Raw genomic sequence first — 20,936 nt, 5'->3', positions numbered from 1 at the left:
TGGCGGGGTTATCCCCACCACTTAATGACTTACACTATTTTAGTGCTTTTAACGCTTTTTCGACACCCGCACCGTATTCAGGGTGAACTTGTTTAAATAACTCGATTTGGCGCACTTGTGTGGCTTCAGTCGCGTCAATCAGTTCACTGGCAATACGTTTAAACATACGTTGGTGCTCGGCATCATCTAACAACTCATATAATGCACGTGGCTGGCTGAAATAATCTTGGTCTTCGCGGTGATCCCAATGGTCAGCAGCACCTTCAATAGATAATGGCGGTTCGCTAAAGTCCGGTTGTTCTTGGAATAATCCGGCTTCATTTGGCTCATAGGTCACATGGTTGCCGCTATTACCGTCAACACGCATTGCCCCATCACGGTGGTAATTATGGAACGGGCAACGTGGGGCGTTTACTGGGATTTGGTGATGGTTGACACCAAGACGATAACGATGAGCATCGCCATAAGAGAACAGGCGGCCTTGTAACATTCTATCTGGCGAGAAACCAATACCCGGAACCACGTTAGCAGGGCTAAAAGCGGCTTGTTCTACGTCAGCAAAATAGTTGTCTGGATTACGATTAAGTTCAAAATAACCGACATCAATTAATGGATAATCTTTGTGTGGCCATACTTTGGTTAAGTCAAATGGATTATAAGGAACTTGAGAAGCTTCTTTTTCTGGCATAATTTGCACTTGCAAATTCCAGCGTGGGAAATCCCCTTTCTCGATGGATTCAAACAGATCTCGCTGTGAACTTTCTCTATCTTTACCCACTAACTGCTCAGCTTGTTCATCAGACAGATTTTGAATACCTTGTTGGCAACGGAAATGGAATTTGACCCAGAAACGTTCATTGTTACTGTTGATGAAACTATATGTATGGCTACCAAAACCATGCATATGACGGTAACTTTGTGGGATACCACGGTCACTAGCATCAATGGTTAACTGGTGTAAAGATTCAGGTAATTGGGAGAAAAAGGCCCATTTATGTTCCATTGTACGCAGGTTAGAGCGAGGGTCACGTTTAACTACGTGGTTTAAATCAGGGAATTTTAATGGGTCACGGAAATAGAATACAGGGGTGTTGTTACCCACCATATCCCAGTTACCTTCTTCAGTATAAAACTTTAATGCGAAGCCACGAATATCACGTTCTGCGTCGGCAGCTCCACGTTCGCCTGCAACGGTAGAGAACCGAGCGAACATTTCTGTTTTTTTCCCTACTTCAGAGAAAATTTTTGCACGAGTATAGCGGCTAATATCATGGGTTACGGTAAAGGTACCGAAAGCACCAGAACCTTTTGCGTGCATACGTCTTTCAGGGATTACTTCACGGTCAAAATGGGCAAGTTTTTCTAAAAACCAAACATCCTGTAATAACATTGGGCCACGTTTACCCGCTGTCATGACATTATTATTATTGGCGACTGGGGCGCCTGAGGCGGTAGTAAGGCCTTTCTTTTTCATCACAATGCTCCTTTGTTTGGATTAAATGACTACACAAACCTAACTAATAAGTTAATATTTTGTAAAAAATAAAAAACACGACTACAATAAACTTGTAATTCAGTATAGTTATTATGGAATTGATTATCTAATTAATATAACCAATTACTGTGATTACAAGTAAAAAAATACGTATTTATCGCACTTTTTTGCACTAAAATTTTTGATGCGTGAAATTTTGTAATGAATAACGAGGGCTTTTATCGAGGCTATAGCGTAAATCTAGGTAAGAATGGCTGAAAATAGGGTGAGATTCGCGTAATATCCATAGGTAATAATATCAAGAGGATAAAATAATGCGCAAATTATTATTATTGGCAGCAGCGATGTCACCATTATTCGTAGGTACTGCACATGCAGTTTCAGTTAGTGCACAAGCAGGTGAACATTTTACTGAGCTGTCTGCAGGGTTAGGTAACCAAAATGCAGGATTGGCATTTAACGGCTCTTGGGCTCGTAGTGACCATGATGGGCAAATGGGTAGTATTGGTGCGACATTTGGCTTACCTATTGGGCCTTTTTCTGCATTTGTAGGGGGTAAAGGGCTATATCTATCACCTGATCACAATAGTAATGGTGCTGCATTAGCTGTTGGTGGTGGGTTAAATTGGCAGGCTTTGCCTTCACTCAATATTTACGGTGAAGCTTATGGTGCTCCAGAGCAACTGACTTCAGGCAGCAAATCGTACGTCGAAGCTAAAGCCGGTGCACGTTATACGGTATTTAAGCCTTTATCTATTGATGCGGGATATCGCTTAATTGAAATGAAAGGGACACATGGTCATAGTAGCGATAAAGTTGCTGATGGCTGGTATGTAGGGGCTGGCCTTTCATTCTAACAGGGTTATCTTGTTCATAATGCCCCTAGGCGTACATTATGTGTACGCCTAGGGCGAATTTGATGATGTAAACTTAGTTGAGTATTTTTTAAAATAATTGGTTAAACTTTTAGCTGCTTATCCATAGCTATTTACTTCAGTTTTTATTGCATTACTTTAATGACGTCAGCTCATCACGGCTCAATCCGGTGCTTTTCATAATAATTTCAGGGCTAACACCGTTTATCAATAAGTTGCGAGCTAAGGTGGTTTTAGTTTTTTGAACGCCTTCTTGAAGCCCTTCCTGTTTGCCTTTTTGCAGCCCCTCGAGAAGGCCCTCTTGATGACCCTTATTATGTAAGCGTTGTGCGATATTCATAATCGTCTCCTTGTGCTTTTCTGTTTGCGCTTCTAATGTGTAGATAAATTTTTCAAAATCAGTTGAGTCTAAAGCAGAAAATAGGTAATTGATGATAGTGACCACATCATTGTCGCTATTATAGTGTTGATTGAGTGCTTGCGCCAATAAAGGAAGCACATGGTGAAACTCATCTCGCAAACGTTTATGTTTCATCGCTAATTCCATAACAGCAATTTTGCGATGATTTACTAATTCATTATCGTCTATTACAGTGATATCAACCAACGGGAATGATTGTGTATATAACGTATTTGCCAGCTTGGGCTGAGGAAAACAATCTGTCCATAACTGAGTGTAAGGGTAAGGTGAACGAGTACCGTGGTAGAAAAGAATAGGAATAACTAGAGGTAATACAGTGCTTCCTTGCTGCATATGCTGATTCATTGCTAAAAACGCATAATGCATTAAGCGCCACGCCATCAGTTTATCTGGGGTTGACTGGTGCTCGACTAATAAATAAATATAGCCTGTTCCATGTGAGGTCTGTACTGAATACAGAACATCAGATAGCCGAGAGCGAAGCTGTTTATCAATAAATGATGAGTTAGTCAGCTTTAGCGTAGTGAAATCACATAATGATTTTATGTGTTTTGGTAAGTGAATTTCAAAAAAGTCACGTGCGCTGTCTATGTTTGACATAAACCTCTTAAATGCTGCATCGTGGACAGCAGAAATATTTTTCCTTTTCATTCAACCTAATTCCTTATTTACCTCTCAATAACTGTAAAGCAAGAGGGGTAGGGTTGTCTTTTCGGAATTATTTTCTGCCAAATGACGTAATTAAAGAAATATATATTAAATTATATGCAAATAATATATATGTGGAGATAGAGTAGGAATGCTAGGGGATCATTGATTGATTGCGGATATCAAACGATGGCCACCTTGATTGGGAGTGAGGATAGTTAATTTCAGATAAACAAAAGCCGTAATTTGAAGTTATCCGAATTACGGCTTAATTTATCAATTTGTTAGCCGACGTTTGGTAAAAACCCGGCAACAATCGAAAATTGGATAGCGATTACTGCCACACCACATGCCAACACTAAGGCTAAAATAGGTGTACCACCTTTAACTTGATACCCACCTTGAGATTCTAATTTACGTACACGTAATGTTAGCAATGCAGGAATAATCAGCGCTAAGACCGAGAGTGCAACAGCTGCATAAGTTAATGCTTGTACGAAACTACTAAAGAATAGGGCTGCCAATAATGGCGGAACAAAGGTGAGTAAGCCTGTTTGCACTCGACCGATAAAATGATTACTCCGTTTGAATAAGTCGGCGAGGTAATCAAATAAGCCTAATGCGACACCTAAGAAAGATGTGGCCAACGCTAAATCCATAAACAAGCTGACGGCGATATTAACGCGAGGTGTAGCGACAACATCGCGGATCGCGGTGAGTAACCCATTTAGACCTGATTCCTGCGCTAGTATTCCGAGAAAAGTATGTGATGGAATAGACCCTAACGTCGCAATCTGCCATAGAATATAAGCAACTAAAGGAATTGCGCTTCCGGTAATGAAAATCATACGTAATTTACGTACATCCCCATTCATATAGTTAACTAAACTTGGGACGCTGCCATGGAAACCAAAAGAGGTAAAAATAACGGGTACTGCGGCAAGGATAAGGCCTTTTTCAATTGGCATGGTGCTTAAGTTTACGGCTTCCGCGTGTGGCATCATTACAACTAACATGATGACTAAAAAAATCGTTTTTGCTGTGAATAAAATTCGGTTAATAAAATCGACGGAATGCGTACCAATACAGACAACTGCACCACCAATAATAGTAAATGCAATAATGGCAGTGTCAGTTGAAATTTTAAAGCCCCACCATGAAGACAGACTATCTGAAATTAATACGCCAGCTCCACCGATATAAGCGGTTGTTAATGCGTACATTAATAGCAGCATACTTAGCCCAGTCACTATCTGGCCAATTGGGCCTAGATATTTTTTAGCAACGGAGCCTAAGCCCATATTTGCAGGGTTATGCTGATACACTTCAACTAACAGTAATGAGGTATAACTCATTAACATCCATAATCCAACAAGCAAACAAACGATGCCTGTGAAACCGACTCCTGCAGCGGCAAGTGGCATTGCCAACATCCCTGCACCTATTGTTGTCCCTGCAACGATTAACACACTGCCAAGCGTACGATTCTTCACAAGTTCCTCTAATTGAATTTGAATAATTAATAAGTGATGCAGATTATGCGATTGCAAGTTCTCTGTCAAATGTAAATTACAGTGAGTGTAATGTTAAGTTTACACTAATAATCAAGTAGATAGAGAGACTCAAGACAATGAGCAGAGTTAATAAAGTAAAGAAAAAATGATGATTTAAAGTGACTAAAGGTAAATTTAAATGGAGTGAGTTGTTAAAATTGGTGTGGTAGTTGATTGATTTTTATCAAAATGGTAGGTAACTGAATAGTATGTCAGTTACTTAATTAAAATTATGTGATGAGGTCAAAATAAAAGCATAAAAAATAAAACTAAATTGATTTTGAAGTTATCATAAATCAAATTAATGCTTGAAAATCATCCCGATAATATATGTAAACATATATATAAAGGATGGAACTATGGACTTTATGATTCAACTCGCCATTATCCTTGTTTGCTTATTCTATGGAGCAAAAAAAGGGGGAATGGCACTCGGGCTATTAGGTGGTGTTGGTCTAGTTATCTTAGTTTTTGGCTTTGGTTTACCGCCTGGAAAACCGCCTGTTGATGTAATGCTTGTTATCATTGCTGTTGTTGCCGCATCAGCAACGTTACAAGCATCAGGCGGTTTGGATGTCATGCTACAAATTGCAGAACGACTACTGCGGAAAAACCCTAAGTACATTTCTATTGTGGCACCTTTTGTGACATGTATCTTAACCATTTTGTGTGGTACAGGGCATGTGGTGTATACAATTTTACCTATCATTTACGATGCGGCGATTAAAAATAATATTCGCCCTGAAAGGCCAATGGCTGCGAGTAGTATTGGCGCGCAAATGGGGATTATCGCTAGCCCAGTTTCAGTTGCCGTTGTTTCATTAGTCGCAATGCTAAATGGTGTGACAATCAATGGTAAGTCACTCGAATTTTTGGATTTATTAGCAATTACTATTCCATCAACATTAATTGGTATTTTAGCTATTGGTATTTTCAGTTGGTTTAGAGGTAAAGATCTCGATAAAGACCCTGTATTCCAAGAGTTTATCTCAGTCCCTGAAAACCATGATTATGTCTATGGTGACAGTGTGACACTGCTAAATACCAAATTACCGAAAATTAATTGGGTCGCGATGTGGATTTTTTTAGCTTCCATCGCAGTTGTGGCATTACTTGGCGCATTTTCTGAACTTAGACCGCTAGTTAACGGTAAGCCACTATCCATGGTTTTAGTCATCCAGATGTTTATGTTATTAGCAGGTGCGCTAATTATCATTATTTGTAAGACTAATCCAGGACAAATTTCAAAGAATGAAGTATTCCGTTCAGGGATGATTGCGATTGTTGCAGTATATGGTATCGCATGGATGGCAGAAACCATGTTCGGTGCTCATATGGATGAAATTAAAGGAACTTTAGGTTCTTTAGTGAAAGATTTCCCTTGGGCTTATGCAGTTATCTTATTATTAGTCTCTAAGTTTGTTAACTCACAAGCAGCTGCTCTGGCCGCTGTAGTACCAATTGCACTAGGGATTGGTGTTGACCCGGCTTATATTATCGCTTCTGCACCTGCGTGTTATGGGTATTACATTTTACCAACTTACCCTAGTGACCTTGCGGCAATTCAATTTGACCGTTCTGGAACAACGCGTATTGGTAAATTTGTTATCAACCACAGCTTCATTCTACCGGGGTTAATTGGGGTGGGTGTTTCTTGTGTATTTGGTTGGATATTTGCGGGATTATATGGTTATTTATAATCAATAAAGCAAGTGAATAAAAAGTGATTGCACAGGTAACTGATAGACAGCTGTGCAATCACCTATTTTAGATTAACCAATTTCAATATCTGAAAGTGGATGACAGCAACAAGGCAGAATTTCTCCATCTTGCACAAATGCAATAGGTTTTTGCTTATAGCCCACTTTCCCATGTAATAACGTCACTCGGCATGAACCGCAGTAGCCTTCACGGCATTGATATTCTACAGGAATACGGCTGTCTTCTAAGGCTTCCAACAAACACGAATGGACTTCAGTATGGAAGGGGACTTGAACACCCTGCGTTAACCGCAGGGTGATTTTATGGCTTGCCATGCTTATAGTTCGAAGTCGCTCAAATCGTCGGTATCGACTTGAGAGTCAATTTGGCCGACTAAATAAGAACTGACTTCAACCTCTTGAGGCGCAACTTGTACGTTGTCAGACACCAACCATGCGTTGATCCATGGAATTGGGTTTGAACGCGTTTCAAATGGCAATTTCAGACCGACAGCTTGCATGCGAATATTAGTAATATATTCAACATATTGGCATAAAATATCTTTATTTAAACCAATCATAGAGCCTTCGCTGAATAGGTAGTCAGCCCACTCTTTCTCTTGCTCTGCCGCTTGAACGAATAAGTCATAACATTCTTGCTCGCACTCTGCCGCGATTTCTGCCATTTCTGGGTCATCTTGCCCCGAACGTAACAGGTTCAACATGTGTTGTGTACCAGTTAAGTGCAGTGCTTCATCACGTGCGATCAGTTTGATGATTTTAGCATTTCCTTCCATTAGCTCGCGTTCAGCAAACGCAAATGAACAGGCGAAGCTAACATAGAAACGAATTGCTTCGAGCGCATTAACGCTCATTAGGCACAGGTACAGCTGCTTCTTCAACTGACGCAGAGAAACAGTAACTTGCTTACCGTTGCAAGTATGCGTGCCTTCACCAAACATATGATAGTAATTGGTCATTTCGATCAGGTCATCGTAAAAACCAGAAATATCTTTAGCACGTTTTAAAATTTCTTCATTTTCAACGATATCGTCAAAAATAATGGCAGGGTCATTCACAATATTACGAATAATATGTGTATACGAACGTGAGTGGATAGTTTCAGAAAACGCCCACGTTTCAACCCAAGTTTCCAGTTCAGGAATCGAAATCAGTGGCAATAATGCCACATTAGGGCTGCGGCCCTGAATAGAGTCCAGCAGCGTTTGGTATTTCAGATTACTGATAAAGATATGCTTTTCGTGATCTGGCAGCGCATTATAGTCAATACGGTCGCGAGAGACATCAACCTCTTCAGGGCGCCAGAAAAACGACAGTTGTTTTTCAATCAGCTTTTCAAAAATAGGGTACTTTTGCTGATCATAACGCGCCACGTTAACGGGTTGGCCGAAAAACATCGGCTCCAGCATTTGGTCATTTTTTTTCTGTGAAAACGTTGTATATGTGTGTGACATAACAATTCCTATTAAATTTTACACGCGCCGCCTTCGCAATCGGAATCCGCTGACTCAACAACTTCTTCCAGATCGCCCTGAACATCTTCCGCCCCATCGCGAGTGTTATGGTAGTAAAGTGTTTTCACACCAAACTTATAGGCGAGCAATAAATCTTTTAGCAATTGGTTCATTGGCACTTTACCGCTCTCAAAACGAGTTGGGTCATAGTTTGTGTTAGCAGAAATCGACTGGTCGATAAATTTCTGCATGATACCAACGAGTTGTAAGTAGCCACTATTTGAAGGCATTTGCCACAGTAGCTCATAAGCACCTTTCAGATTTTCGTAATCAGGCACCACTTGGCGCAAGATACCATCTTTAGAGGCTTTAATACTGATATAACCACGCGGTGGTTCAATACCATTGGTTGCGTTAGAAATCTGTGATGATGTCTCTGAAGGCATCAATGCAGACAGTGTCGAGTTACGCAGACCATGTTGTTTAATTTCTTGGCGTAACGCTTCCCAATCGTAATGCAAAGGTTCATTAGTTAACTTATCGAGCTCTTTTTTATAGGTATCGATAGGTAAAACGCCTTGTGCATAAGTTGTTTCATTGAACCATGGGCAAGCACCTTGCTCTTTTGCTAACTCATTCGAGGCTTTTAATAGATAATACTGAATGGCTTCGAATGTTTTATGCGTTAAGTTGTTTGCACTGCCATCAGAATAACGAACGCCGTGCTTCGCGAGATAATAAGCGTAGTTAATCACGCCAATACCTAATGTACGACGGCCCATTGAGCCTTGTTTAGCCGCAATGATTGGGTAATCTTGGTAATCAAGTAGCGCATCGAGTGCACGAACAGCTAATATTGCTAGCTCTTCTAATTCATCTAGGCTATCAATAGCCCCTAAGTTAAATGCCGATAATGTACACAGCGCAATTTCACCATTTTCGTCATTTATATTATTTAATGGCTTAGTTGGCAGCGCAATTTCTAAACATAAGTTCGATTGACGAACAGGCGCAATCTGCGGGTCAAATGGGCTATGTGTATTACAGTGGTCAACGTTTTGAATATAAATACGGCCAGTAGACGCACGCTCTTGCATCATTAATGAAAATAGCTCAACCGCTTTAACGCTCGATTTACGAATATTTTCATCTTGCTCATATTTCACATATAGACGTTCAAATTCGTCTTGATCTGCGAAAAAGGCGTCATAAAGACCCGGAACGTCCGATGGGCTGAATAATGTAATGTCTTGGTTTTTAATCAGACGCTCATACATTAACTTGTTTAATTGCACACCGTAATCCATATGGCGAACACGGTTACCTTCAACCCCACGGTTATTCTTTAGAACCAGTAAGCTTTCTACTTCAAGGTGCCAAATAGGGTAGAACAAGGTTGCAGCGCCACCGCGAACACCACCTTGCGAACATGATTTAACCGCAGTTTGGAAGTGTTTATAGAATGGAATACAACCCGTATGGAAAGCTTCTCCACCACGAATTGGGCTGCCTAATGCACGGATACGGCCTGCATTTACCCCAATCCCTGCACGTTGTGAGACATATTTCACAATTGCGCTTGAGGTTGCATTGATAGAATCTAAGCTGTCACCACACTCAATCAGTACGCAAGAGCTGAATTGACGTGTAGGCGTACGTACCCCCGCCATAATCGGCGTAGGTAATGAAATTTTGAATGTTGAAACGGCATCATAGAAACGACGGATATAATCAAGGCGTGTTTCTTTTGGATAATGTGAAAATAGGCAAGCTGCAACTAAAATATATAAAAACTGTGCGCTTTCATAGATTTCACCCGTTACACGGTTTTGAACTAAATATTTCCCTTCAAGCTGTTTTACCGCAGCATAGGAAAAATTCATATCACGCCAATGATCAATAAAGCTATCCATTTGCTCGAACTCTGCTTCAGAGTAGTCTTCCAGCAAATGCTTGTCATATTTCCCCATTTCAACGAGGTGTTTAACATGCTTATATAATGCAGGCGGTTCAAACTGGCCATAGGCTTTCTTGCGTAAGTTAAAAATAGCAAGACGCGCAGCTAGGTATTGGTAATCAGGGGTATCACCCGTAATTAAATCTGCTGCTGCTTTGATCATCGTTTCGTGAATATCAGAAGTTCTGATCCCATCATAAAACTGAATCTGTGAACGTAACTCCACTTGAGAAACGGATACGTTACTTAGGCCTTCAGCAGCCCAGGTGATTACCTTGTGGATTTTATCAAGATCAATGCGTTCTTTATGTCCATCACGCTTTGTGACTAACAGACTCTGGTTCATGAGCAAGTACACCTTGGTTGAACTACAAATAGTTTAAAATAAACATAAAAAAGCTCATGGTGTAATGCCATGAGACTAGTTGTATTATGTTTTGTTGTACCACTATATGTAGTAGTTTGTTTAGAATACCATAACAAGATAATGTTAATATGTGATTTTATCAAGTGAACAAATTAGAGGGATCTTGTGGATAACTGGTTGGATAAGAAAAGTGATCATGTCGGTAAGCTGCATGGTAAAAGGCATTAATAAAAAAAATGCTTCCGACATGAGGACTAAAATAAATTTTGTAAAATGCGATCGTTTGCTGCTTTCTTAAACGTAGTGCTTGTGATTTATTCTTTTCACGACTAAATGACTATTCGTTTACCGTATGCAGCATATAGTTTACATCAACATTTGGCCCAAGCCAGAACTTGTCTGTTAATGGATTATAATGCAACCCTATGATATGTTTGTCTTTTAATGGTGTGCCGTCAATCCAATTAATTAACTCAGAAGGGCGAATAAACTTGTTTGCGTCATGAGTGCCTTTTGGGACGATTTTCATTATATATTCAGCAGCAACAACAGCCATTAGCCATGCTTTTTTATTACGGTTGATGGTTGAAAAAATTACGTGTCCACCCGGTTTGACTAATTTTGCGCAAGCCCTAACGACAGACTGAGGGTCCGGAACATGTTCAAGCATCTCCATACACGTGACAACATCATAGGCTTGAGGGTGCTTGTCTGCATGTTGTTCAACGGTTTCTTGTACATATTCAACTGGAATGCCGGACTCAAGAGAATGTAAGCGAGCAACCATTAAAGGCTCGGCACCCATATCAAGACCGGTGACTTCTGCACCTTCACGCGCCATACTTTCCGATAAAATGCCACCGCCGCAGCCAACATCAAGAATTTTTTTACCGAAAATACCGTCTACACGCTGCATAATATAACCTAAGCGTAATGGATTGATGCGGTGTAGTGGGGCAAATTCCCCTTCTAAGTCCCACCAACGTGAGGCAATGGACTCGAATTTTTCGATTTCTTGCTTATCGACGTTAAGGTAGGTTGGGGTTTGGGTGTCATTCATACAAAGAAGCTCCTATTTTTAACCTATTACCCGAAAGCCTATTAACGATAGTTATATTTAAACTATGTTTAATAGGGGGAATAGTAGCCCGACAAGCATTGATGGCTAAAATATAAACAACAATGTAATTATTGCAGTTATTAATTGATAAACCTTCAAGTTTCGGACACATAAACTTAATTTTCCGCTATTATACATAGCTTGGAAGACAAATACCCGTCTCTTATTTTTATTAAATTGGCGAATTGTGGTATAGTTCTACTCTTTGAATCCGAAGTTATGAGGGACAGTGGTTCCATGAGCGAGATTGCCAGAGAAATCACACCAGTTAATATCGAAGAAGAGCTTAAAAGTTCGTATTTGGATTATGCAATGTCCGTTATTGTCGGCCGTGCGCTTCCAGATGTTCGAGATGGACTGAAGCCAGTACACCGCAGAGTACTGTATGCGATGAATGTATTGGGAAATGATTGGAATAAACCCTATAAAAAATCTGCCCGTATTGTTGGGGACGTCATCGGTAAATACCATCCACATGGTGATATCGCTGTTTACGAGACAATTGTTCGTCTTGCACAGCCTTTCTCAATGCGTTACATGCTGGTTGATGGTCAGGGAAACTTCGGTTCAGTTGACGGAGACTCCGCTGCGGCAATGCGTTATACGGAAATCCGTATGGCGAAAATTGCCCATGAGCTACTTGCTGACCTTGAAAAAGAAACCGTTGATTTCGTTCCAAACTATGACGGAACAGAGCAAATTCCTGAAGTCATGCCAACGAAAATTCCAAACCTTTTGGTTAATGGGTCGTCTGGTATTGCGGTTGGGATGGCAACCAATATTCCTCCTCACAATTTAGGGGAAGTGATTAATGGTTGTCTTGCTTATATAGAAGATGAAGACATCAGTATTGAAGGTTTAATGGAACATATTCCAGGGCCTGATTTCCCAACAGCGGCTATTATCAACGGCCGTCGTGGGATTATTGATGCATATCGTACAGGACGTGGCAAGGTCTATATCCGTGCAAGCGCTGAAGTGGAAGTCGATGAGAAAAATGGTCGCGAAACCATTATTGTCAGCGAAATCCCTTATCAAGTGAATAAAGCTCGCTTGATTGAAAAAATTGCAGAGTTAGTTAAAGACAAACGTGTTGAAGGAATCAGTGCACTGCGTGACGAGTCGGATAAAGACGGTATGCGCATTGTTATTGAAGTTAAGCGCGATGCAGTGGGTGAAGTTGTCCTGAACAACTTATATTCCTTGACTCAATTGCAAGTTTCTTTTGGTATCAATATGGTGGCTCTACATCAAGGGCAACCGAAAATACTGAATTTAAAAGATATCATTGCTGCTTTTGTGCGTCACCGTCGTGAAGTTGTCACTCGTCGTACGATTTTCGAATTGCGTAAAGCGCGTGACCGTGCTCATATCCTTGAAGCACTGGCAATCGCACTTGCTAATATTGACCCAATTATTGAATTGATCCGTAAAGCACCAACGCCAGCTGAAGCTAAAGCAGGGTTGATTGCACGTTCTTGGGATCTGGGTAATGTAGCGGCAATGCTAGAGCGTGCAGGTGATGACGCAGCTCGTCCTGAGTGGTTAGAACCACAGTTCGGTGTTCATGAGGGGCAATATTTCCTGACTGAGCAACAAGCCCAAGCTATTTTGGATTTACGTCTCCAAAAATTAACCGGTCTTGAGCACGAAAAACTACTGGAAGAGTACCGTGATCTTCTAGTACAAATTGAAGCTTTACTGTTTATTTTACGTAGTCCTGAACGTTTGATGGAAGTGATTCGCGAAGAGTTAGAAATTATTCGTGATACTTATAATGATCCTCGTCGTACAGAAATTACAGAAAATACCGCAGACATCAATATTGAAGATTTGATCAATCAAGAAGATGTGGTAGTGACATTATCTCACCAAGGTTATGTGAAATATCAGCCTCTGTCTGATTACGAAGCACAGCGCCGTGGTGGTAAAGGTAAATCTGCTGCACGAACAAAAGACGAAGACTTCATTGAACGCTTATTGGTCGCCAATACGCACGACACCATCTTGTGTTTCTCAAGTCGTGGGCGTTTGTATTGGATGAAAGTTTATCAGTTGCCAGAAGCGAGTCGTGGTGCTCGTGGTCGTCCAATTGTTAACTTATTGCCACTTGAGCAAGATGAACGCATTACTGCTATCTTACCTGTACGTGAATATGAAGAGGGTTATAACGTCTTCATGGCAACGGCGAGTGGTACTGTGAAGAAAACACCTTTACAAGAGTTTAGCCGCCCAAGAAGTGCCGGTATTATTGCAGTGAACTTGAATGAAGGTGATGAACTGATTGGGGTTGATTTAACCGATGGTTCAAATGAAGTCATGCTGTTCTCTGCACAAGGTAAAGTTGTGCGCTTCGCTGAAGATGCTGTTCGCCCAATGGGACGTACTGCAACGGGTGTTCGTGGAATTAAATTAATGGATAACGATAAAGTCGTATCCTTGATCATTCCACGTGGTGAAGGCCATATCTTAACTGTCACAGAAAATGGTTATGGTAAACGTACTGAAGAAGCAGAATACCCAACTAAATCGCGTGCAACTCAAGGGGTTATCTCTATCAAAGTGAGTGAGCGAAACGGTAATGTTGTTGGAGCTATTCAAGTTGATGAAACTGACCAAATCATGATGATTACGGATGCCGGCACATTAGTTCGTACCCGTGTATCTGAAGTGAGCGTCGTTGGCCGTAATACGCAAGGTGTGACCTTGATTAGAACAGCTGAAGATGAAAAAGTGGTTGGTTTACAACGTGTTGCTGAAACAGATGATGATGAAAATAATGATGATGAGAATGCGATTGAAAACACTGAAGAAAACGGTGTTGATGATGCAAATATCGACGATCAAGAGTAATTATCGCGTTTAATTTAATGAACGGGTAGCATATTAGCTGCCCGTTTTAGTTTCTAGTCTAAATTTCTTAGTTTTATTACTTTTCATGTCTGTCGCTTTTTTATTATGTAATCGAGTATAATTAGCGATCATCGTATCGAATATACAGGAAAACGCTTGAGATACTTACCCTCGTTTAAAACATCACTTAGACTTTCTCGGGATTTATTTCGTATCCTCGGCTTGATGTTGTGGGGCATGGGTGCTTTTATCACTTTATTTTTCCTTTATTCGCAATTTAATGAATACAAATCTGATCTTCGCCAGCAGTTCTATTCTGGGTATGAAAACCTACAAGTCTATATACAGCAAACGGCGGCGACACTGAATTCTATTCAGTCGATGACTGATCTGTACCAAATAAAGCTGCAAGAATCGACAGAGGAAAATACTTTTACGAGTAAATTTATGGAATTGCCAAATGCCTCTAATTACTCGTTCTATAAATTAACTCCGAATACGGATTGTGATCATTTTAGGGATAAAGCTGAAAACTATTTGCAGGCTTTTGAACAACTGAATTATTTTTGGAAAGAGAGTATTGCAGCGCCTCAAGCTTTAAACCATGTCTTTTTAGTGGGTTCGAAAAGTTATTGTCTGGTGGATTATCCTATTCGTTCTACAATATCGGATATAGAAATACTAAAAAAAGTTAGCTACGAAAGTGTGCGAACTTATCAAGGTTTAAGGCTACAAGGTAAAGAGCGTAAGCTATTTACCATTACGCATGGTGCTCAGCCGGATTATGGGCAGGTTTACTTAATTCAAGCAATCAAGCACGATAATCTGCTCCCCGCATTTATTGGGTTAGAACGTTCAATTAATTTAAATCAGTTTAATATACGGCGAAATAAGGCTATCGAAATATTGATAATTAACGACTATAACCAGCCTGTTTTATATTCACCTACAGATATCAATCCTAAGAGCTCTGCATTGCTCAATATTTCTGAGCCTTCATTTTTCGGTTTTAACTCAGATTACTCAAAATTAATCTTCAAAAAAAGGTTAGCACCTTCTCAAATTACGGTCATTTTCTCAATTGCGACGTCGGAAATATTAGCGAGTTTAGAAAACACCATTTTTTACGGTATCCTCCTAAATATTTTTACGGGTGGGCTGATTTTCTTTTTAATTTGGTTACTTGAAAGGAAAATGCTAGAACCCGCAGAGAACACTGCGATACGGCTTGAGGAACATGAACAATTCAACCACAAAATTGTAGCATCAGCACCGGTCGGTATCATCATTTTAAGATTAACAGATGGTGGTAATATTCTCAGTAATGAATTAGCCCATGACTATTTTCGGCTGTTAAATGATGATGATAAACAGCGAATATTGACAATTATTCGCCAAAAATCGAGCAATTATATAGATGTGGTGACAACCAACGGCACACACTTACAAATTAGCTTTGTAAACTCTCGATACCAAAATGAAGATGTCGCTATTTGTGTATTAGTTGACATTAGCATTCGTGTTCAAATGGAAAAATCGCTACAAGATGTAGCCGATGCGGCGGAACAAGCAAACCATGCTAAGTCAATGTTTTTAGCGACAGTTAGTCATGAATTAAGAACGCCGTTATATGGAATTATTGGTAATATAGAATTACTACAACGTTATGAATTACCTGAGAAAGCAACACGCTTAGTCTCAACTATGGATAATTCATCTTCACTTTTATTGCAGATTATTAGTGATATTTTAGACTTTTCGAAAATTGAATCTAAGCAATTGAAAATAGAAAGCAAATTGTTTAATTGTCGAGAGGTTTTTGCGTTTGTATTAGCAAATTACCTGCCATTAGTCACGAAGAAAAAAATATCTTTATATTCTTTTATTGAGCCTAATATACCTGATCTCATTTTGAATGACCCTGTTCGTTTACAACAAGTGATTTCTAACATTGTTAATAATAGTATTAAGTTTACAGAATCAGGTTTTGTATTGCTTTATGTATGGAAAGATGAGAATTATTTAAAGATTGAAATACGTGATTCAGGGATTGGAATGACACATGCGGTGGTCATGAAGTTGTTTGATCCATTCTTTCAAGTTTATGACCAAAATAATATGGGCCATAAAGGAACTGGTTTAGGTCTAGCTATTTGCGAAAAACTGGTTAACCTCATGGATGGTGACATTGAGGTCAGTTCCCAAATTGGACTTGGTAGTTCATTTACTATTCGAATTCCTTTATATGGTCAAGAATATCTTAAGAAAAATATTCCAGAATACCGGGCTCATTATCGGATTGCAGTTTCGTGTCGAAATGAATTTTTAATGAACTTTCTTTTGCGTTTATTAAGCCAAGAACAATTTTCTGTTGTCCGCCATAATGCAACGGATAAGACACAACATTATGATCTCTTAATAACTGATTATGAGCAGGCTGAAAGGGGCATTTGTGAACATCATATCCAATTATCAAGTATTTATGCCGGTGAACTCCATCAAATAAAACAAAACCAGTGGATTTATAATACATATCAATTAGATAAATTACCTATCTTAATTGATAAAGCCATCATGAAAACGGCCGAACAATCGCTGAAAAATAGTACAGTAAATCCATCATTGGTTGCTGACCATTCGTTAAGTGAACATCATGTATTAATTGTCGATGACCATCCAATTAATAGAGCATTATTGAGTGAACAATTAGCGACTATCGGTTTTACTACAGGCACAGCGATAGATGGGCTAGATGCATTAAAATATTTAGATAATCATCATGTTGATATTGTTTTAACGGATGTAAATATGCCAAATATGGATGGCTACCAGTTGGCAAAGGAACTGCGTCGTTTAGAGTTCAATTTACCCGTTATCGCATTAACTGCTAATGCAATGGCAGAAGAAAAGCAACGCTGTATTAACGCAGGAATGAATGATTGTTTATCAAAACCGACAACAATTGCAATTTTACGTGAGACTTTGACGCGCTATTGTTGAATGTGAGTAAAAAAGGACGCAAAAATAAAAACCCATAACTGGGTTTTTATTGGCGTAGTCTTATAGTTAAAATGAAATTTACTCTGAAGGCGAGTTATCAATACTGACAGAAGAAAGGTAATTCAGTAGCGCTATATCATTTTCAACACCTAATTTCAGCATAGCTGATTTTTTCTGGCTACTGATTGTTTTTATACTGCGGTTAAGTTTCTTTGCAATTTCAGTGACCAAAAAACCTTCAGCAAACAAACGTAGCACTTCACTTTCTTTTGGTGATAAACGTTTATCGCCATAGCCGCTTGCATTGACTTTTTCTAACAGTTTGCTCACGCTTTCTGGTGTAAATTTTTTGCCTTTCTGTAAAGCCGCTAAAGCTTTAGGTAAATCAGCTGGCGCACCTTGTTTTAACACAATTCCTTCAATATCCAGCTCTAAAATAGCGCTAAGAATGGCAGGGTTATTGTTCATAGTGAGAACAATAATTGACAGGTCAGGATAATGCCGCTTGATGTATTTGATCAAAGTAATACCATCGCCATATTTGTCACCTGGCATAGATAAATCAGTAACTAGTACGTCTGCGTTTAAACGTGCTAAGTTATTAATCAAAGAGGTTGAGTCCTCAAATTCCCCTACGATATTCACCCATTCAATTTGTTCAAGTGATTTTCTGATGCCGAAAAGAACGATAGGGTGATCATCGGCAACAATGACATTTAGGTTATTCATATTATTGGTTACCTTCTGGCATTAGTTTTTTGACTGAATTATCCAGCACGCTAATGCAATTTTTTATTTCCAATCCGTTTTCATCTGCTATGTAACGCTCCAAATCTTCACAAAGTTCATGAAGATAAGTAAATTCGAGCATAGCAAAAACTCCTTTTAAACGATGTGCAGTGTTTTTCAATTCGGTCAAATCCTCAACACTTTCACTATTATACAGTTTATTAATATCTATCGGTACTGTTGTGATAAACAAATCTCGATATCCGCTATTTGCCAGTGCTAATTGATAACTTGTAATTGCATTTTCAATTGATTCATTCGAGTTCTGTGAAAGCGCTTGAGTACTAACATGGTCTGGAGGCAAAATATCAGCATGCTCATGCTCTGCGTTTTCGATCAATAATGAGATAGCATCAATTAATTCATCAGCAAAATTGTAGTTAGTTTCGATATAATGAGGTTGTAATTGATTAATCCCTAAAAGAGTACCATTTACTTTAACAATATTTTCAAAACATTCCTCATTATTATCAGTTATCAAAAGATCCCAGTCGGTGTGAGGGGAGCTTTCACTTAAGTCCAAATATTCTGCTCCATAATTTGTTAATATGTTCCTAACAATCCGTGAGATATCTGCATTATGTATATTTAAGCGTATACAAACATCTTCCAATAAAGCTGGGAAGTCTTTGACGAGCATTTCTTTAGCTGCAGGAAGCGTAATTTCATAATGAGTGCCTATTGCATCACTAGAACGAATAGAAAAAGTACCATTCATTTTTTTAACCAGTAACTTACATAAATAAAATGTTATGCCTGAACGCGTAAAGTTAGAAGCATTCAAAATTTGCCCAGTAAAAGGACTGTGTAAATTACTAAGCTCAAGATTACTGACCCCAGTTCCACTGTCTTTAATACTCAATAAAATTACATTTTTATTGGCATCATAAGATAACGCGAATGAAATTTTTCCAAAAGAGGTTGTCGCAATAGAATAATCCCAAATTAGTTGTATTAACTGTTTTAAATAATCAGGGTTTGCCATGATCAGTGAATCTGGATTGAGATTATTATGAAAATAAAGTGCTAACCCCTTGTTATTGCATTGGGATAAATTTTGTTTCAAAAACTCGCTAACAAGATTACTGATAGAAACGTTTTCAGTTTTTACTGAGCTAGCTTGAGACTCAAGCTGATTTAATAAGTTAATGTTTTTAAACCAGCGATTGATATAAAAAAGCTGACTTTCAATTTCTAAAATAAATGCGCGGTTATTTACGCTGACTATTTCGGATAATTTAGTTAATTGTTCATCCACCTTAATTAGTGAGGGTAATATCTCAGTACACATATTCTCAAATACAATCTTACGCATGTGAATATTTTTTTTGTACTCACGATTCGCTAATTCTTGACGTTTTTGGGTCAAGGCTTCTTTGTCTTTGTCGATAATAATAAAGAGAACGGTATTGGGTTTTGTCATGCTATTGACAAGAATAACTTCATAGATAATATTCTCGATAGAAACTTGGATAACATCATGGTTTTCTATCGCCATTTCTTTAATGTGAATAAGATCCATAGAAGGTAATAACTGGTTAGCAATATCATTGCTCAGAATCTTTTTGTTAGTATTAAAGTCATAAACCAAAATACCGTATGAAATATGGCTGATAATATCGCTTGTCAATGATTCATTAAAACTCAGCTCTTGCAACATATTTGTATTGGGCGAAATAAGGCGCTTACGAATGAATAGCATGATCAGTAAAGCGAAGAAGATCATAATAAGCATGCCTGTCATTAGCCATAAGTTATAGCCAATAACATTAAAGATAATGCTTTTTAATGAGACATGGTAATAAAGTTGATAGCTGGTGCCATCAATAGGGTGGGAGAAAATGAGGTTAGTTCCGACCCAAGTTGTATGAGGTTCATTGCTTCCTGTGCTTGCAGGGCGTGTATTAATCGTAAAAAAATCCCCATTTAAATTTGGAGGGATCAGTGAATTGATAGAAATATCAAAGGATATGACACTCGTTAGCTGCCCTGGAGAATTAAACATTAGCCGGTAAGTATAGTAAAAAAGGTTATCGGGGGAGTACTTTTGAATATTTGAAATTATTTCCCGTCGGTCTAATAATGTTGATTGAGTCAACATATCAGCACGTTTTTCTTCAGCAGTTAATGTGAGATAACTTTCTTTAAAGCGTAGCTCAGGTTTAAGAATTGAATGAGTGGTCACTAAGACTAGGGTATTGTCTAAGCCATTGAGATAATACATTGAGTTATATTCATTACGGGCTCCCCAGACAATCTCCATATAATTTGCAAGTTTAGATGCTAAAACATTACTACTTTGCTTATTATTGCCAAATACAATAGCATCGATGGATTGGTTGGCACTACTTAGCCAAAAAATATCATGGCGTATTCCTGTCACGGCAAGCTGATCAGCGGATGGGGTAGAGGATTTATTATTGGCAATTTTGTAGATATGGCTTGCTTGATAACGATAATCTTCGATTTGATACGCTAACCGACTAGCCATACTGTTCAAACTAGCCTGACGGCTTTGAACCAATGCTTGATAGTAGTTAAATAGTGATAAACAAAGCATCACTATCAGCAGTAAAATAAATGCTGCGAAAATACGAAAAAGAGTGTTTGGCTTTAATAATGATTGTTTGTACATACTGTAGCAAGTCGTCCCATCGGCAAAAGTATTATTAGGTTAAAAATC

The 20,936-nt window shown here is 38.9% G+C and carries 13 protein-coding genes; 4 read left to right on the top strand and 9 right to left on the bottom strand.

All coding sequences use genetic code 11. The features are described from left to right. Positions 1-34: 34 nt before the first annotated feature. On the bottom strand, positions 35-1,474 hold the full coding sequence (locus M1F25_RS13230; protein WP_172412270.1) for a catalase: 1,440 nt from the start codon (positions 1,472-1,474) through the stop codon (positions 35-37). 335 nt (positions 1,475-1,809) lie between these two features. On the opposite strand from M1F25_RS13230, the gene M1F25_RS13225 reads away from it, so the two are divergent. Next, positions 1,810-2,352, top strand: a complete 543-nt coding sequence (locus M1F25_RS13225) for a YfaZ family outer membrane protein (protein ID WP_096864878.1) — start codon at positions 1,810-1,812, stop codon at positions 2,350-2,352. A gap of 151 nt (positions 2,353-2,503) precedes the next feature. On the opposite strand, the gene M1F25_RS13220 is transcribed toward M1F25_RS13225, so the two are convergent. After that, entirely contained in the window at positions 2,504-3,442 is a 939-nt protein-coding gene (locus M1F25_RS13220; protein ID WP_181488102.1) for an Rpn family recombination-promoting nuclease/putative transposase, read from the bottom strand. A gap of 281 nt (positions 3,443-3,723) precedes the next feature. After that, positions 3,724-4,932, bottom strand: coding sequence for a tyrosine transporter TyrP (tyrP, locus tag M1F25_RS13215; protein ID WP_036958089.1), 1,209 nt, complete (start codon positions 4,930-4,932; stop codon positions 3,724-3,726). Between the two features lie 419 nt (positions 4,933-5,351). Here tyrP and M1F25_RS13210 point away from each other — a divergent pair, with 419 nt between their 5' ends. Next, the gene (locus tag M1F25_RS13210; RefSeq protein WP_096864880.1) at positions 5,352-6,692 is read left to right on the top strand and encodes an anaerobic C4-dicarboxylate transporter; all 1,341 of its coding nucleotides are present in this window, start codon (positions 5,352-5,354) and stop codon (positions 6,690-6,692) included. A gap of 72 nt (positions 6,693-6,764) precedes the next feature. Here the strand turns inward: M1F25_RS13210 and yfaE are convergent, their stop codons facing one another. The 4 genes from yfaE to ubiG form a co-directional block, all read right to left on the bottom strand. Then, entirely contained in the window at positions 6,765-7,028 is a 264-nt protein-coding gene (yfaE, locus tag M1F25_RS13205) for a class I ribonucleotide reductase maintenance protein YfaE (protein WP_004259896.1), read from the bottom strand. A gap of 2 nt (positions 7,029-7,030) precedes the next feature. After that, a complete protein-coding gene (gene nrdB, locus M1F25_RS13200; RefSeq protein ID WP_004259897.1) occupies positions 7,031-8,167 on the bottom strand; it encodes a class Ia ribonucleoside-diphosphate reductase subunit beta in 1,137 nt (378 codons plus the stop codon). 11 nt (positions 8,168-8,178) lie between these two features. After that, on the bottom strand, positions 8,179-10,470 hold the full coding sequence (gene nrdA, locus M1F25_RS13195; protein ID WP_004259904.1) for a class 1a ribonucleoside-diphosphate reductase subunit alpha: 2,292 nt from the start codon (positions 10,468-10,470) through the stop codon (positions 8,179-8,181). 358 nt (positions 10,471-10,828) lie between these two features. Then, the gene (ubiG, locus tag M1F25_RS13190; protein ID WP_136134372.1) at positions 10,829-11,551 is read right to left on the bottom strand and encodes a bifunctional 2-polyprenyl-6-hydroxyphenol methylase/3-demethylubiquinol 3-O-methyltransferase UbiG; all 723 of its coding nucleotides are present in this window, start codon (positions 11,549-11,551) and stop codon (positions 10,829-10,831) included. 297 nt (positions 11,552-11,848) lie between these two features. Between ubiG and gyrA the strand changes: the two genes are divergently transcribed. Together gyrA and rcsC are read left to right on the top strand one after the other, a co-directional pair. Then, positions 11,849-14,464, top strand: a complete 2,616-nt coding sequence (gyrA, locus tag M1F25_RS13185; RefSeq protein WP_201276746.1) for a DNA topoisomerase (ATP-hydrolyzing) subunit A — start codon at positions 11,849-11,851, stop codon at positions 14,462-14,464. Between the two features lie 213 nt (positions 14,465-14,677). Continuing rightward, entirely contained in the window at positions 14,678-17,464 is a 2,787-nt protein-coding gene (rcsC, locus tag M1F25_RS13180) for a two-component system sensor histidine kinase RcsC (RefSeq protein WP_232062974.1), read from the top strand. 78 nt (positions 17,465-17,542) lie between these two features. On the opposite strand, the gene rcsB is transcribed toward rcsC, so the two are convergent. After that, a complete protein-coding gene (gene rcsB / locus M1F25_RS13175; RefSeq protein WP_004259923.1) occupies positions 17,543-18,193 on the bottom strand; it encodes a response regulator transcription factor RcsB in 651 nt (216 codons plus the stop codon). A 1-nt stretch (position 18,194) separates the two neighbouring features. Next, positions 18,195-20,888 carry a phosphotransferase RcsD gene (rcsD, locus tag M1F25_RS13170; RefSeq protein ID WP_112307750.1) on the bottom strand — a complete coding sequence of 898 codons (2,694 nt, stop codon included), beginning with the start codon at positions 20,886-20,888 and terminating at the stop codon, positions 18,195-18,197. Positions 20,889-20,936 lie beyond the last annotated feature (48 nt).

The sequence above is a fragment of the Providencia sp. PROV109 genome, assembly GCF_033681625.1.
In the GTDB taxonomy this organism is placed as follows: Bacteria; Pseudomonadota; Gammaproteobacteria; order Enterobacterales; family Enterobacteriaceae; genus Providencia; species Providencia hangzhouensis.
Note: the sequence above shows the minus strand (reverse complement) of the source record. Positions and strands in the feature narration are given on the sequence as shown.